Source organism: Aquimarina celericrescens, assembly GCF_042682765.1.
Classification (GTDB): domain Bacteria; phylum Bacteroidota; class Bacteroidia; order Flavobacteriales; family Flavobacteriaceae; genus Aquimarina; species Aquimarina celericrescens.
In genome coordinates, this window is sequence record NZ_JBHUHY010000006.1 from 111477 (window position 1) to 128423 (window position 16947).

Annotated in this window: 11 protein-coding genes; 9 read left to right on the forward strand and 2 right to left on the reverse strand. The window is 34.3% G+C overall.

Annotation, left to right across the window (positions count from 1 at the left end; all coding sequences use genetic code 11):
• Positions 1-211 precede the first annotated feature (211 nt).
• The gene (locus tag ACFSJT_RS08930; RefSeq protein ID WP_378319910.1) at positions 212-2503 is read left to right on the forward strand and encodes an N-acetylmuramoyl-L-alanine amidase; all 2292 of its coding nucleotides are present in this window, start codon (positions 212-214) and stop codon (positions 2501-2503) included.
• Between the two features lie 324 nt (positions 2504-2827).
• Here ACFSJT_RS08930 and ACFSJT_RS08935 read toward each other — a convergent pair whose 3' ends face one another.
• Complete coding sequence (locus tag ACFSJT_RS08935) at positions 2828-4219, reverse strand: hypothetical protein (RefSeq protein ID WP_378319911.1); 1392 nt, start codon at positions 4217-4219, stop codon at positions 2828-2830.
• A gap of 100 nt (positions 4220-4319) precedes the next feature.
• On the opposite strand from ACFSJT_RS08935, the gene ACFSJT_RS08940 reads away from it, so the two are divergent.
• Positions 4320-4682: a VOC family protein gene (locus ACFSJT_RS08940; protein WP_378319912.1), complete on the forward strand. Its 363-nt coding sequence runs from the start codon at positions 4320-4322 to the stop codon at positions 4680-4682.
• A 269-nt stretch (positions 4683-4951) separates the two neighbouring features.
• Here ACFSJT_RS08940 and ACFSJT_RS08945 read toward each other — a convergent pair whose 3' ends face one another.
• Positions 4952-7903 carry a T9SS type A sorting domain-containing protein gene (locus ACFSJT_RS08945; RefSeq protein WP_378319913.1) on the reverse strand — a complete coding sequence of 984 codons (2952 nt, stop codon included), beginning with the start codon at positions 7901-7903 and terminating at the stop codon, positions 4952-4954.
• A 399-nt stretch (positions 7904-8302) separates the two neighbouring features.
• Between ACFSJT_RS08945 and ACFSJT_RS08950 the strand changes: the two genes are divergently transcribed.
• From ACFSJT_RS08950 to ACFSJT_RS08980, 7 genes are all read left to right on the forward strand, one after another.
• Positions 8303-9919: a helix-turn-helix domain-containing protein gene (locus ACFSJT_RS08950; RefSeq protein ID WP_378319914.1), complete on the forward strand. Its 1617-nt coding sequence runs from the start codon at positions 8303-8305 to the stop codon at positions 9917-9919.
• A gap of 108 nt (positions 9920-10027) precedes the next feature.
• Positions 10028-10201: a TIGR04149 family rSAM-modified RiPP gene (locus tag ACFSJT_RS08955; protein ID WP_378319915.1), complete on the forward strand. Its 174-nt coding sequence runs from the start codon at positions 10028-10030 to the stop codon at positions 10199-10201.
• A 199-nt stretch (positions 10202-10400) separates the two neighbouring features.
• Entirely contained in the window at positions 10401-10571 is a 171-nt protein-coding gene (locus tag ACFSJT_RS08960) for a hypothetical protein (RefSeq protein WP_378319916.1), read from the forward strand.
• A 246-nt stretch (positions 10572-10817) separates the two neighbouring features.
• Positions 10818-12038 carry a lanthionine synthetase C family protein gene (locus tag ACFSJT_RS08965; RefSeq protein WP_378319917.1) on the forward strand — a complete coding sequence of 407 codons (1221 nt, stop codon included), beginning with the start codon at positions 10818-10820 and terminating at the stop codon, positions 12036-12038.
• A 258-nt stretch (positions 12039-12296) separates the two neighbouring features.
• A complete protein-coding gene (locus ACFSJT_RS08970) occupies positions 12297-13508 on the forward strand; it encodes a lanthionine synthetase C family protein (protein WP_378319918.1) in 1212 nt (403 codons plus the stop codon).
• A 22-nt stretch (positions 13509-13530) separates the two neighbouring features.
• Positions 13531-15765 (forward strand): lantibiotic dehydratase family protein, encoded by a 2235-nt coding sequence (locus tag ACFSJT_RS08975; RefSeq protein ID WP_378319919.1) that lies wholly within the window; start codon positions 13531-13533, stop codon positions 15763-15765.
• Between the two features lie 2 nt (positions 15766-15767).
• Positions 15768-16667, forward strand: coding sequence for a thiopeptide-type bacteriocin biosynthesis protein (locus ACFSJT_RS08980; protein WP_378319920.1), 900 nt, complete (start codon positions 15768-15770; stop codon positions 16665-16667).
• Positions 16668-16947 lie beyond the last annotated feature (280 nt).

Genomic DNA, 16947 nt, shown 5'->3' on the forward strand with positions numbered 1-16947 from the left:
TTTGATATTCTAACCCTAAAAACGTGATCAATAAATAGAGCATTAACTTCTTTTTTCAATTTTGTAACATATTTTTAACGATGTTGTCAGTTACTGTGTTTACAGCTAATTAATTGGTTTTTTGAAAATTATGGGTTTTTTTGTGTTCTGAATTTTGGATAACACAAAACTTTTTTTCAATTTTAGTTCGACTAACACAAACTCATCAACTATGAAAAACAATGTATTACCCCAGGTAATATGTTGCCTACTTCTTGTGCTCAATACTTTTGCACAAGAGAAGCGACATGTATTTAAAGGAGAAAGCGCTGAAGTTTCTGAAATTAATTTATCGAATCAAGATGCTTTATTGACCAGTAAAGCGTTTACGCAACAATCAACTGGACTTACAATACTAGAAAAGACACAAGAAACGTCAGAGTTCGTTCTTAAACCTTCCAAAATTAAGCTGAAAAAGGCAAAGCCTTTTATCTCGGCCTATTCAGTTTGGGAAGGAAAAAATCTAGATTATACCCAGATGACCCTGATGTACCGTACTTCAAAAAATGGTAAATCATGGTCCAATTGGAAGCCCACTGTTCTTGACGGACATTTGGAACAAACAGACAAACGTGTAGTTTCAAAAATGGAATTTCTGGATAAGCGTGTAAGGTACATTCAATACAAAGTTTCATTAAATAGCGGAATGCAAGATGTTATCATTTCTAACGCCAAATTGTATCATTACAGCCCAGGTGAAACTCCAAAGAAAATTCAAAAACAAATCGAAAAGAATGCCACCAATGCTACCAAAGCGGTGTGTTCTAAACCCGCTGTAGTAAGTAGAAGCCAATGGGGTGCAATTCCTAGAGGTGCTGCGGCTACTTCTACAGTTTCCCATCTTATTGTGCATCATGAGTTTGGGTCCAATACCAGTAGCGATTGGGCGGCAAGAGTGCGTTCTGTACAAAATTTTCATATTAATGGAAACGGATGGTCAGACATAGGATATAACTTTCTGGTAGATCCTAACGGAGTAATTTATGAAGGAAGAGCTGGAGGGGATAATGCCATTGGTGCTCATTTTTGTGGAAGAAATCGCAATACTATGGGCGTCTGTATGTTAGGAGATTATTCTTCAATATCACCTACTACGGCAACACAAAATTCAGTAAAAAGTCTATTGGCATGGAAAGCAGATAAAGAAAATATCAATCCGTTAGGATCGTCCTTTCATTATTCTGTGAATAGGGCATTAACACATATTTCAGGACACCGTGATGCAGGATGTTCTGTTTGTCCGGGTAGTGGAGGATATGCAACTCTTGGCGGAATACGTAGCGGGGTAGATCTGTTGCTTTCTAATGGTTGTTCTGGAGGGAGTACACCTCCTTCTTCAGACACAACACCTCCTACAACTTCTATTAGCGGCGGAAATGTGCAAACTGGAGATTTTACCGTTACTTTTTCTGATAATGACAATGTTGGAGTGGCAAGACGGTATTATCAGGTATTAGAAAAATATAGTTCTAGTTTTTTGGCGAATAGAAGAAATGGATTCTTTAATGAAAATTTTGGACAAGACTTTGGTGTTTATGATAAAGGAGCAGGAAGTTGGAGTGTAACCGATGGGAGATTAAAACAAACCAATACCACTTCTGATAATACTTTATGGAGCTCTTATTTGATCCAGGATTCTGGATTGCCATATTTGTACGAATTTGCCGCTAAGGTAACCTCAACTTCAGGACCACGTAAATTTGGGATTCATATTATGTCATCTGATGGCACACTCAGTCAGCGAGGAAATTCTTATTTGATCTGGTTTAGTGGTGAAGATAACAAAGTACGTATTTACGAGACTGTGAACAATACATTATACTTCAGAGCTATTGGAGATGTGTCTTTAGATAATAATTGGGCAAAATATAGAGTCACATATAGTCCAGCTTATGGAGTAATACAAATCTGGAAGAATAATGAGTATTTGTTAAGCTGGACAGATAGTAGTCAAATTTCTTCGGGAGTTGCTATTTCACTGCGAACCAATAAAACAGCTGTCGAATTTGATGATTTCAAAGTGTATAAATTCAGAGCAGGAAACAGCGTAAAAGTAACCGCCGGAAATTCTGACAATAATAAAGATCTTAGGACTACTACCGGAAAAGTGAAAAGTATGGTTAGAGACGATGCGGGTAACTGGTCTATTCCTGGAAATTTTGACGTTACTATGAATTTTGGAAGATTTTTTACTGAAGTGAATGCTCAAAAGTTGACATTGCATCCTAATGAAGTAAATGATAAGGCAGTCTTAACATGGCAGCAACCTGAATATGGTACTGTCTACATAGGAGCATATAATCTACAAGGAAGAATGATCGCCCAAATGCCTAGAGAATATATGGACAAAGGAAAAAGTACCTTGGATATTTCTTCGCTTACCAATAAACTTTCTTCTGGATTATATATGATTAAACTTACCTCGGGATCTTATCTTGAAACGATTAAGATGTTGAAAAAATAAATATTTTATTTGAAGTAAGTCAGTTGTTCGAGATGCAATATCAAAAAAAGTGATATTGCATCTTTTGCTTTTATAGAAAGACTTAGATTACACCCGTTGTGCATTTGGATATTTTTTAATATAAAATCCGTCTATTCGATTTCTATGACACGACCAAACGATTTTCATAATATGTTTGGTTTTTATTACAGCTATTCTCGATACAATTTTTCTTCGTTTTACTTTGAAAAACTACTCGAACCTGCCTGATCCGTCAGGCGGGTTGACGCTTTTTTGCGAGTAATTTCTCTAAATGTAACACAAATAGATTGCTTCAATTAATTATTATATCCTGCCATTGATCCATTCATTAAAATCAACATAGCCTAATACATCTTCAGGAAAAGGATAAATTACTAATTCTTTTTGAAGCTCTATAAATGCACTTCTCTTTTGCACAGGTGAAAGTTCTACAGTTTTTGATAAAAATTTGAATAACATTCTTTCATAGACTACTATGTTTTTTTGTTTTTTAAGATGTTTTTTCATATTGTCGATTAAATACCGAAGTGTAAATCCATTTCCAAGCTCATAATGTGTCAAAAGATTAAGCCAATGTGTGTACGTGATTAAATCTTTTCGATCCTTTTTGGTTTGGTTGTTCAAAACTGCGTTGATCCAATGTAATGTCTTTTTGAAATCGTTTTTTAAGAAATATATGGTAGCAAACTGAAAGCGGAATGATAAGAGATAATTACCTGGAACCAGGGCTTTGTGTTCCTCAACAAAATGCTGAATTTCATTAATTATTTCGCGTGTGGTATGTAGATCTTTTAAACTACGGTGTATCTCAAGTTCGATATTGTACAAACGTAGTTTTTCTTTGATAAAAGACGCAGAGGTATTTTCGATAGCTTGTGCTTTTTGTTTGATCAATAAGATTCTAACAAATGCTTCTTTGTATTGTTTTTTAAAGACCAAATACCCCATAAGATTGTTACAAACCGAAAAATACATGGTAAAGTATTCTTTAAGCAATTCTGGTTGTTGTTCCCATTCTTTTAGTAGATCCTCTAAGGTGCGTTTTGCCTTGTTATGATCTTTTGAAATCAATAGTTTTTGATATTTATGAAGGGTTTTGAGGGTTTTGTTTTGCAACGAGACACTCTTTTTATGCGAAGGCGAAAATTGTGATGGATCAATATTAGCCAGAATTAGGTCTATATATTCATTAGTGAATTTTAAAGTGTTTTTCTGCGTTTCAGTAATCTTTTTAATGGTTGCCAAATCTTGGGGGTTTACTGCTTGATGAACCTTTCTTTTCCAATCATAAATTTGAAACAAAAGAAGATCCTGCTGAAAATTCGTTGCTTTTTTTTCAGCTCGTTTCAATTCACTCTCACAAATTTCATATTGACCTTTGTGGTACAGGATTTCTATATTTCTAATAATATCAATAAGCTCTGCATTTCTTGAAACTCTGGTATGATAATTTCTAAGAGACTGTAAAATTCGTTGTTTTAAATAGTTCTTTATGGTAGTGAGCTGATGTATAAACGCCTTGTTTTTAAATCGCTCCTTAATAGCTTTTTCGTCATATGTTTTTTGAGCTTCAATTGCATTAAAAAGAAGTAAGTATTCTGCAGATTCATTTCCTTGTGTACTCAACTTAAAATGTCGTTTTTCACTTTTGGATAATGACTGGATAAGATAAAATAATTCTTCACTTTTTTTCATCAAAAATGATTTTAGAAACCTATGTTTTTTCAAAAATATAATTTTTTTAGATGACTTGATCAGGTATCTTTGAATAGTTACTAATCAAAAAAATATTACTATGTCAAATGCAATTAGCTGGTTCGAGATACCAAGTACTAATTTTGAAAGAGCTGTAAAATTTTATAATGAGCTTTTGGATGTCGAATTACAACCCATGGAGATGGATTTTAAAATGGCATTTTTTCCATATAAGGATGGAGGAGTAGGGGGTTGCGTTACCTACGGTAATGGTAATAAACCATCACAAGAAGGTACCTTTGCGTATGTTAACGGTGGTGAGGATCTATCTGTACCTCTTTCTCGAGTAGAAAAAGCAGGAGGAAAGGTTTTAATGTCCAAAACATCCCTAGGAGAAAACGGGTTTATGGCAATTTTCCTTGATACCGAAGGAAACAGAGTCGCTTTTCATTCTGTAAAGTAAGATTTACATTTTCGAGTTTCAAAAAATATGTTTTAATTCTGTACCGAGCTTGCCGAAGGTTTTTCGTTCGATATTACAAATTATCTTCAGTATGCTCAAACTGACATTTAAAATACTATTCGTTTTGCAAGACATATTGTCAAATTATCTAATCCTATGTAATACTTCACCGAAGATTTTATTAATTTCTAACCAAAATAATCTCAATGGCCTATAACGAATTTATAGCAGGTCGCATCCGACGGTTTTTTGATAGATCACAAAACCTATTATTGTCTTACAATTTTTTTGATAGTCCTACCTTCATTAGTTTCAACTTCCATAAAATATATCCCTGATGTTAGCGAAGAAATATCAAAGCTAGTTTCTGATGTTTCGAATACTTTTCTTCCATAATAATTATACAGTGTTATTTTATTTACTGTCGAAAGCGTAAGATTTATACTACTGCGGGTTGGATTAGGATATGTTTTAAAAGAATTGATCGTATCAACATCATCTGGATTAAGGTTTTGAATCGCAAAACAAGAAGACCGTATAGAACATCCATTTTGAGTTACTTCTACCGCGAATAAACCATTTTCGGTAGCTGTAAATGATGCATTCGTTTCTCCTGATACGGGCTCATTAGTATCACAATTGATCCACTGATAGCTTGCATTGGCCAGAGTGGTACTAGTAAGAGTTGGTGAATTATTGGTGACGATGACATCCGGCAATTCATTAATGGTTACATCTACCGTATTAGAATTGGGACAGGTCCCTGAGGTAGTATAAGTTACAGTATATATACCAGGAGTACTGGAAGCAATATCAATACTTCCTGAGGAAGGATCTATACTAAGTCCTGCAGTGCTGGAGAATACTCCTTCGATTAATCCGGTTATTGAGGGGGTAGGGTTCGAATCATTGGCACAGTATGTGGTTGCTTCATAATTAAAACTGGCATCATCCAAAGCACTTATATCCACCTCGAAATTACTAGAGTCAGAACAAATTCCTGTGGTGGTATAGGTCACGGTATAACTTCCTGCCGTACTGCCGGCAATGTCGATGGTTCCTGAGTTGGGATCGATATTTAATCCGGTATCGGCACTAAATGTTCCTCCAGGAGTTCCAGTAATGATTGGCGATGGATTGGCCTCATTAGAACAATATACCGCCTGGCTGTACCCAAAGGAAGGATCATCCAATTCTGAGATCTCCAAAGTGACCTCACTAGAGTTGGGACAGGTTCCTGCCGTGGTATAGGCTATGGTATAAATTCCTGCCGTACTGCTGGCAATATCGATAGTTCCTGAGTTAGGATCGATATTTAATCCTATATCGGCACTAAATGTTCCTCCAGGAGTTCCAGTAATGATTGGCGATGGATTGGCCTCATTAGAACAATATACCGCCTGGCTGTACCCAAAAGAAGGATCATCCAACGCTACGATTTCCACAGTGACCTCACTAGAGTCAGGACAGGTTCCCGCCGTGGTATAGGTTACGGTATAACTTCCTGTCGTACTGCCGGCAATATCGATGGTTCCTGAGTTGGGATCGATATTTAATCCTATATCGGCACTAAAGGTTCCTCCAGGAGTTCCAGTAATGATTGGCGATGGATTGGCCTCATTAGAACAATATAACGCCTGGCTGTACCTAAAAGAAGGATCATCCAATGCTACGATTTCCACAGTGACCTCACTAGAGTCAGGACAGGTTCCCGCCGTGGTATAGGTTACGGTATAACTTCCTGTCGTACTGCTGGCAATGTCAATGGTTCCTGAGTTGGGATCGATATTTAATCCGGTATCGGCACTAAATGTCCCCCCGGCCAATCCGGTTATTATTGGAGTAGGGTTTGAATCGTTAGTACAATGTATAACTTTATTATAATTAAATGATGAATCATCCAGAGCATTAACCGGAATAGTAATTGTCGTACAGATAGCTGTAGTTTCATCAATACACGTTATGTTTCCATCCTCTCCTCTTATATAATATGTGGTACTTGGTGCACTTGGTGTGACTTCAAAAGCAGATGTATTTGTGGAGGTAGTTCCTAACAAAGTCCCACCGCAAGAATCGGTATAAATAGACCATGTTGAAGCAATATTGAGATTGCCAGAAATAGTTATGGTAGACGTTTCACCTTCACACAATACTGGTGTAGCGGCTACTTCTGTAATTGTAGGAGCTATACACACTGGAACTTGTCTAAACCAGGCAAATCTTGGAACATTAAAACTTGCCAAAATAGCATCTTTCAAACCATCCCCATCAACATCACCAAAATCTATTGTGCCAAAACTTCCAATTTCCCCAAGGGTTAATTCCCCATTAAATACTTTTTGGGGAGACACAAAATTAGGGGTAGTGACTGTACCTACGTTTTCTATCCACCGAACCAAACCAGGATCGTCAACCATGAAAAACATATCATAATCCCCGTCTTTATCAAAATCCTCAAATACTGGAATTGGGGCATCCATATTATTGAAAGCATTGGCATCATCCCACGGGCTGTCTGCTTCAGATTGACGTTCGAAGTTAGGGTCTGTTCGGGTACCGATGTTCTTATAATAGGTTAATTTGTCACTACCCAGTGCAACCAGGTCAAGATCAGTGTCATTATCAAGATCTACAAAACCTAGTCCAGGAAACTCACCGATCTCCTGATTATTGAGCCCTGGTAAGCCGGCAGGGACGTATTCAAATATTGGACTATTTGCTTCGATACTTATATTTCTATAAAAGAGAATATCATTATTTCGATCTTCTTCATAATCGTAATCAGTGCCAATGAAGAGATCTAAATCTCCATCGCCGTCAATATCGGCTAACTGAGGTCTGTTTTGATTTCTTACCGTTAAATCTCTAGCGATCCAAATAGTATCCAAAGTAGGGATAGATGCCAGTACCCAATGAGGTGCTGTTGGGGTGCCTGTATTTTCAAAATAATGAACAGACCCTTCCTGGCTTCCAGAAATAAAATCCAGGTCATTATCATTATCAAGATCTGCTAATATAGCCGAGGGAAGACGGCCATTTGTCGTTGGTATTTTAGTATTAAATAATCCTGCTGGTTCTGGCCCGGGGCCTGTAGAGGTACCATCGGGATTGTTGAGAAGATTTCCTCCTCTAAACTCCCAACTTATATAGTCGGCCTGCGAAAATATTAATTGATTTCCTAAAGTTAGAAGGAAACAAATACATAGTAGTTTTTTCATCATTCAATTTTATTTATGGTGGTTGTTTTTCTATATGATATAGTAAATGATAGCACATGCTGGTATTTACAATTTTTTAAATCGCAGCATACTAAGCAAACCAAATATGTGTAGATACTAGGGGTAATTTTTGAGAAGTCTTACGTTCTCTATATTCTTGTTTTTAAAAGAATAGTATTATAATTACCAAGAGGGGGGATATAGGTAATATAATTAGGTATAATACTAGTGGTTACAAAATTAATAATTAAGTTGTTCTTAAACAAAAGAATATTGTGTTAATACTATATCACGAATATGAATAAACATTTTGTCTTTAAGAACTCTTGAACAAATAAGACTATCATATTTCAATTGAAAAGTAATTCTTACTTTTGAGTAATTACACAAAAATACAATAGGATGGGGGGCGTGAACATTCGATATTTGTCATTATATCTTGGTTTGTTTTTATGGATTCTTTTTAGTCAGAACATAATTGCACAGAAAAGTAAACTCGTAGTAGCCGAGGAACTATACAAAAAAGGAAAATCACTCTACTTCGCTGAAGAATATGAAAAAAGTATTGTGTATTTCAACAAAGTAGAAACTATAGGAAAACAATCAAATGATGATATGCTTTTGTGTAAAGCTACTTATATGAAAGGTAATGCATATCTCATGAATAATCAAAATCAGGAAGCTCTGGACGCCTATTATGTGAGTCTTGAAATTGCACAAAAACTTAAAAATTTTGAACGAGAGCTGATTGCCAGCTCTGGTTTAGTTTTGGTTTATAAGAAAACTCTTCAATATGATAAAGCTCTTAAAGTCTCTCAAAGAATGCTTCAATCTATTAATAGTACTTCGCTAAAGAATAGTATGACCCACGTAAGTATTATTACTACAGGTATTGAAGTATATCTAGATACAGAGAAATATGACTCCGTTATGCATTATGCAGACCAAGGAATTGCTCTTAGTCAATCTTTGAACTATAAAGAAGGATTGGTAGATCTCTACATCAAAAAAGGAGTAGTGTTTTATTATAAAAAGGAATTTGAGAAGTCCCTTGATTATTTATTAAAAGCTGAAGAAATACTGCAAGAAGGTGAGATTAAAAACAAGTTTTACCCTACAGTGAACAGTAACTATTTTATTGCAAGCTGTTACTTTAAGCAGGGCCATTACGATGAAGCCATTGAGCGATTGCTTAAGAATATCAGTGCTTCTAAAGGGAATGACTTGCTTAAGATACCAGTACTACAATCTCATCTGTTATTAGCCAATTCTTATGGTAAAAAAGAGGAATACGAAAATGCTTTGTATTGGAACAATAAGTACTTAGAGTTGAATGCAGCTTTTCAAAAACAAAAAGATAAAATTATAAATAAGATATATCAAAAGGAAGCCCAGATATTAAAGAGAGGTATTGCCAATTTACAAAGTGAACAACGTAAAAATGAACAAATCAAAAGATATACGTATATAGCCTCGGGACTACTTTTCTTGATCGTTGTCACAGGGTTAGTTTTATATTTTAAAAAACAAAAATCAAATAAATTAGTATTTAATAAATTATTACAAAAAATCAATAATTTTGAAGCTAAAGAACAGGAACAGTTAGAGAACAAGGAAACGTACAAAGAAATTGTAATTGATAATGACAAGGTAAATAAAGTACTTAAGGGACTCTCTAGATTAGAATCCCAAGAATTCTACTTGCGTTCAGATTGTAACCTGAGGTCGGTGGCCAAAAAAGTAAAAACAAATGCTACTTATCTTTCAAAAATCATTAATAAACATCGGAAAAAAAACTTCAACGAATATATCAATGATTTGCGTATTGATTATGTATTGAAACGAATAAAAAACGATAAAAAATTTCGTTCCTTTTCTATAAAATCGATTGCTACTGAGGTTGGGTATAAAAGTGATTATTCATTTGCTAAACATTTTAAGGCTAAAACAGGGTTAAACCCGTCCTATTATATCAAGAAGATCGAAAAGCAAGAAAAAGCTTTAGAGAATGTAATATAAGCTACCCTATTTTAAACAAATTAGGGCTATGAAATTGTATTTATTGGGGTTAAAAAATTATATTACATTTTCAGTAATAACAGGGAATTTCAAATAAATTAAAACTCAATGAAAACACAGAAGCCAAACAAAATCAATCTCAAAAAATTAACCATTGCAAAAATTAGTGTAAACGAATTGAATGTTGTGAAAGGTGGAAGTAGTGTTCCGCCAACAGAGCAAATAGGTCTTTGCCGAGCTACTGCAAGAGAGCATGGTGGAGCGTGTATCCAGATTTATTAGCAAATTTGACAAAGAATTAGATAAACCCTGCGCCAAATGCAGGGTTTTTTTATGCCCCTATTTTGTCCAATATGAGGATATTTTGTTTTTCTGCTCAGTGATAACCTTCTAATTTTAAGGTGAGATCAAAAAGATTTTTGACTCATAAGGGGAAACCGAAAACCTTTGACAGAGTAGGTAATTTTTAAAACATATACACATGAAAAAATCATTGAAAAGCTTACAGCTTAAAAAAGAAGTGATCACAAAACTAGAGCAGGACAAAGTTAAAGGAGGATGCCCGCAGCCTGGTGGACCTGGTGCTACACGCTTTTGCATTACTAACGGACCGTTAAATACATGTCCGCCTCCTGGAGTGCAATGTTTTTAATATATAAAATGTAAATCTAAAAAAAGTTGAACCTTGCCATACTTTAATTTATAAAAAAAAGTAAATGGGTTCAACTTTTACTGGATTATAAATACAATCCTCATGCTTTCAGTAGAGGCTGTATAAAAGTAATTAGAACTTAAGTCTACTGTATTGAGCCCTTCAGAATAGTTCGGTACAAGCTTGGTCGAAATAAGAGTATAGTATACTTTTTACTTCCTAATAATATCTTTTCAAAAAAACAAGATGGAGAAAGAACAACTTTTACTAAAAAAGTTAGAAGAAATCAGTGCGATACTAAGAAAAACCTATCATAGTACTGACGAGATTGGAGTATTATCTGGCCGTGCTGGGATCGCTTTGTTTCAATTTTACTATTCAAAGTTTTTACAAAAAGAATCTCATGCCGATGTTGGCGTAGAAATTTTATCATCTATTATCGAAAAGATTAATAACGGTTATGATTTTCATACATTTTGTTCAGGAATCTCTGGAGCAGCATGGGTTATCGAACTGTTGCAAGAAGAAGAATTGATAGATCTGGATTGCGATCAATTACTATCGGGACTAGATAATTTTTTAGTACAAGCTATCCAAGAGATACAGGATGATCAAAATTTCTATGATTTTCTGCACGGAATATTAGGGATAGGATATTATTTCTTAAAACGATATACCAATACCCAATCCAATGAGTTAAAAAAACGATACACAAAAATTCTATTCAACATTATTGACTTATTGCAGCAACGAGCAAAAGTCGAAGATAATACTGCCAAATGGGAAACTTATCTCATACGAGATAAAGGGATAAAAGGGTATAACTTAAGTTTGGCGCATGGGAACGCCAGTATTACTAATTTTCTATCTCGTTTGGTAGAATACACGGACTTTAAAAATAAGGTTGAGAAATTATTGGATCAATCAGTAACCTATATTTTAAGTTCTAAAAACGAAGATATAATTTGTTCTTCATCATTCCCAAGTTGGATTACTTGCAATAATCAAAAAAGTGATAATTCTAGACTGGCCTGGTGTTATGGGGATTTAGGTATTGCCATTACGCTTTGGAAAGCAGGCAAATCGTTGAATAATACCGAGTACAAAGAGCAGGCAATACAAACGTTAACACATGCGGCAAAGAGAACGAACCTTGTCGAGGCTGGAGTGAAAGATGCGGGTTTATGCCATGGCGCTTACGGCATCATGCATATATATAGTTATATGTACAAAGAAACTAAAGATCCTAAATTTAAAGAAACCGCAGAATTTTGGCTCGATAAGGCTTTAAATATGGCTGTACACTCTAATGGACATGCAGGATACATGAAGTGGCAAGGGGGAGATAATCCAAGATGGATAAAAGAGACCAATCTGTTAGAAGGCATTGCAGGAATCGGGCTTTCTATCCTATCCTATATTGCATCTTTTGAAATCAAATGGGATCAGTGTTTGCTAATGAGTTAAAATAAAAGTAAGAATGAAGCAATTAAAAACAACCCTCATAATTTTATAAAATTATGGAGTCTGCCCTCCTTTAGAAACAAGCCATTTCAATAATTTTAAAGCTCAATATTCTGCTGAGCTTTTTTTCTGAACTAATTTTGTCTAAAATCCTTAAATTTTGTTTTTCATTTATAGTATTCTGCCATATATTGTCTTAATAAATAGGATTTATATTGTTTCGTAGTAATAAAACTTCAAAAAAAAAGTACTTTTTACACAATGACTAATACAACTCTTCTGGAAAAAAAAGTAAAAGAAATATATGACATCCTAAAAAATGTCGATACACAGGAAAATCATCATGGTGTATTATCTGGCATGTCTGGCATTTCCTTATTTCAATTTTACTATGCTAGATTAACTGAAAAGGAAGAACCTGCAGATATCGGTGTCAATACCATATCTAAAACTATTGAAGAAATTAATAATGGATACGCTTTTCCTACTTTTTGCACGGGAATTGCTGGTGCGGGTTGGGTATTAGAATTACTAAATGAGGAAGAATTTATTGATATCAACAACGACGAACTTTTATCAGACCTTGACGAGTATTTATTCGCCTCTATGAAGGAGAATGCTGATAACGGGTACTATGATTTCTTACATGGAGCGATAGGATACGGATATTATTTTTTGAAACGTTATGAAAACACACGATCTGCAGATTTAAAAAGTAGATATAAAGAATATATTTCATATTTAATCGTGGCTCTTAAAAAATCTTCAATAACTGATGAAACCGGAACGTATTGGAAAACAACATTAAATCAAGAAGAAGGACTTGTTGGAGTTAATCTAAGCCTATCTCACGGAATTTCAAGCATTATTAATTTTTTAAGCAGAGTGTACATTCACAATGACTTTAAGCAAGAAGTTCAAAATCTTTTGGAAAGTACGGTGACATATATTCTGAGCCATAAAAGTGAAGATCGCAGCACGACTTCCAAGTTTCCTAGTTGGATATATGAAGGAATGGACAAAAAACCAAAAGCAAGATTAGCTTGGTGTTACGGAGATTTAGGAGTTGGTGTTTCTTTATGGAAAGCAGGAAAAGCCATGGCCAATTCTGAATATAAAGAAGAGGCAATAGAAATAATAAAATATGCTGCACAAAGAAAGGATATTGTAGAAGCAGGAGTCAAAGATGCTGGGTTTTGTCATGGATCTTGTGGTATTGCCAGTATATTTAACTATATGTACAAAGAAACCCAAGAACCTATATTTAAGGATACAGCAGATTTTTGGATAAATGAAGTATTAAAAATGGATACTCATGAGGGTAATGCAGGATATGTACAATGGCAAGGAAATTTAGAAAATTGGAAAGAAGAAACTAATCTATTAGAGGGAATCGCAGGGATTGGACTTACTATGATTTCATTTTTGGCTAATTTTGATACAAAATGGGATGAATGTTTAATGATTAGCTAATCCAAATCACTAAAAAACAAGTATGGCTTATAAGAATTTTTCTAAGTATGTTTTGCGTTCCCCGTTATTTTCATTTTCATTTTATAAAAAGCTTACCCAAAATATCGTTTTAGAAGAAGAAGAGTTAAAAAAAGTTTGCTCTGACAAAATCATTAAAGAAGCTATTTTCTTGGCTTCTCCTTCTTTGTATGCAGAATTCGAAAAATGGTTGCGAGGAGAGATAAAAGACAAAGAAAAGTCGGATAAAATGATGTATTCTGTGTTGAAATATATTAGCCGTATGTCATCGCGATGTACGCCATTTGGCCTTTTTGCAGGGACATCTGTGGGTAAATTTTCTGATGAGACACATATAGAACTTCAGCATAAATCAAAAAATAAGAGGCATACGAGATTAGATATGAATTATCTTGTAGCATTGTCCCAAGACATTGTACAAAATGCAACCATAAGGAATCAGCTGCTCTTTTATCCCAATACTAGCATCTATAAAACAGGACATCAATTGCGATATGTAGAATACACCTATGTAAATAGTAGAAGGATTCATCATATTGTGGGAGTAGAGTATTCTGAGTATTTACAAAAGGTTATAGAAAAAGCACATCAAGGAGCACTACTTAATGATCTGGCCAAAGTATTAGTAGATGATGAAATTACGATGGATGAAGCTCAGGATTTCATATATCAATTAGTTGATAGTCAATTACTCATCAGCGAATTAGAACCTTCAGTTTCAGGCCCAGAGTTTTTAGATCAAATATTACCAGTATTAAAAAGATTGGAGGGAACAGAAGAACTTATTTCAGAATTAGAAAAAGCACAAGACACTCTAGAGAAACTAGATGCATCCATAGGAAACGAAGCTGAACATTATATCAATTTAAGCGAGTCTCTTAAAAAATTGGAAGTAGGTTTTGAGCTTAAATATATGTTTCAAACAGATATGTCACTTTCACCCAAGGCGAATACTCTTGAAAAGAAATGGGTATATCAAGTACAAAGGGCACTTACATTACTCAATAAAATTACAATACCGCCAAAAGAAACATTGATTTCTTCTTTTAAATCTGCCTTTTACGAACGATATGAAGAAAGAGAAGTACCTCTATCTAAGGCCTTAGATGTCGAATTGGGAGTAGGATTTCTACAAAATCAAGGTTTAGGGGATGTAAGTAACATTGTTGATGATATCGTTCTACCGCAAAAAGATAATGGTAGAGCAACAAAAGAAATACGTTGGTCTGCGGTGGATGCTATCCTTCAAAAAAAATTAATTTCGAGTATTGAACAAAAACAAGATTGTATAACACTTACCGATAAAGATTTTGAAGGTTTTAAAGAAAACTGGGACGATCTACCGGATACAATTTCTTCAATGATAGAAATAGTAAATCTTGATGGGGAAGAAAAGATAGTAATGTCTAGTGCAGGCGGTTCTAGTGCAGCAAATTTATTGGGGCGTTTTTGTCATGGTGATGATGAACTGTACAAATATACTCAAGAAATTATAGATGTAGAACAGCTGGAAAATCCGGATAAGATCCTGGCAGAAATAGTGCATTTGCCAGAATCCAGAGTAGGTAATATTTTGATGCGGCCGGCTTTTAGGAAATATGAAATTCCTTATTTGGCAAAGTCTATTCAGGATATAGAAAATCAGCTTAACTTAGATGATCTCATGATTTCTACTTCTGTGTATGGCAAGGTAAGTTTAAGATCAAAAAAATATAATAAAGAAGTGTTACCTCATCTTACCAATGCACATAATTATTCTGGGAATGCATTGCCTATTTACCAGTTCTTGGCCAATATGCAAACCCAAAATCAACGTTCGGGAATTGGATTTAATTGGGGACCCATATCAGACGAATACGATTTTTTACCTAGAGTTGAATACAAAGAGGTGATACTTTCTACAGCTATCTGGAATATCAAGAATAACGATATTAAATCATTACTTGACAACTATAAAAATCAAGATAAATTAATAGAAGAAGCAGAGAAATTTTTTTCCTTAAAAAAAATACCTCAGTTTGTCCTTCTTATTGATGGAGATAATGAACTTTTGGTGAATACAAAGAATATAACTTCTGTCAAAATGTTATTAGAGGCTGTCAAAAAGAGACCTTTATTCAAAATTAAGGAATTTTTACACACCCAAAAGAGTGTAGTAAATCAGGGTAAGGAAGCCTATACAAATCAGATTATTTTTTCTTTTTACAACGAAAAAAAGCTTAAAAACACCAGAACATAACAATGAGTAACATTCAGAGATCTTTTATAATTGGCGACGAGTGGTTGTACTATAAAATATATACTGGACCCAAAACTTCTGATTTAGTGCTTACCAATATTATTAAACCAGTTACCAACACACTATTAAAAAACAAAAGCATCGACGCCTGGTTTTTTATTCGATATAGCGATCCAAAACCTCATATTCGTGTTCGATTTCATTATACCGAACCTGCACATATTGCAGATATTATTAATACTTTGTATAATCCTATCAAAGAATATATTGATGAAGATTTAATTTGGAAAGTGCAGATAGATACCTACCAAAGAGAAATAGAGCGGTATGGTGAAAGAACCATAGAACAATCAGAAGCTTTGTTTTTTTATGATAGCAAGATGATTATAGATTTTCTGGATATGGTTGAAGGTGATGAAGGAGAAGAATTACGTTGGTTATTTGGAATTAGAGCGATCGATACCTTATTAAATGATTTTGGATATGATGAGGATGGAAAACTTAAAGTTTTAGAAGGGCTCAAATCAGGTTTTGGTGAAGAATTTGGAATGAATAAATTCTTGAAAAAACAGCTGGACAAGAAATTTAGAGATGAGAAAGAAAAAATTAATGAATTTTTAGCTTTTAAAAGAGAAGACAATCCCGATTATGCTCCTATCCTAGATGTTCTGGAAGAGAAAAGTAAAGAAAGTAAGATTGCTATAAAAAGTATTGTATCCATCATGACTGTAGGACCAGAACTAGATAGGTTGATGGGTAGTTATATTCATATGCTCATGAATAGATTGTTTAGATCCAAAAACAGATTACATGAGATGGTACTCTATGATTTGTTGTATAGAACCTATAAAGTAGCCTGGGGAATTAGAAAATTTAAAAAAAGAGAACAGTCAAGTAGATAGAATTTTGAATATTAAGAAGCTTAATCTGTTATCGCAATTTGTTGAATGAAAATAAATTGTATATTTATACAACCCTTTATGGTCAAAATACTACACCTCTACGTTTTTTGACCTTTTTCAAACACATTCAGAGTTAATCTAGCGACATAATAATTATTTTGCTGATCATTAACAATCAGAAACCAGATGGATCACTTAACATAGAATTGAGTGATTTAGATACAAATTTTTTATCCCAAGACAGAGTACACAATTCGATGTAGAGATCCCCTGTTAGTAA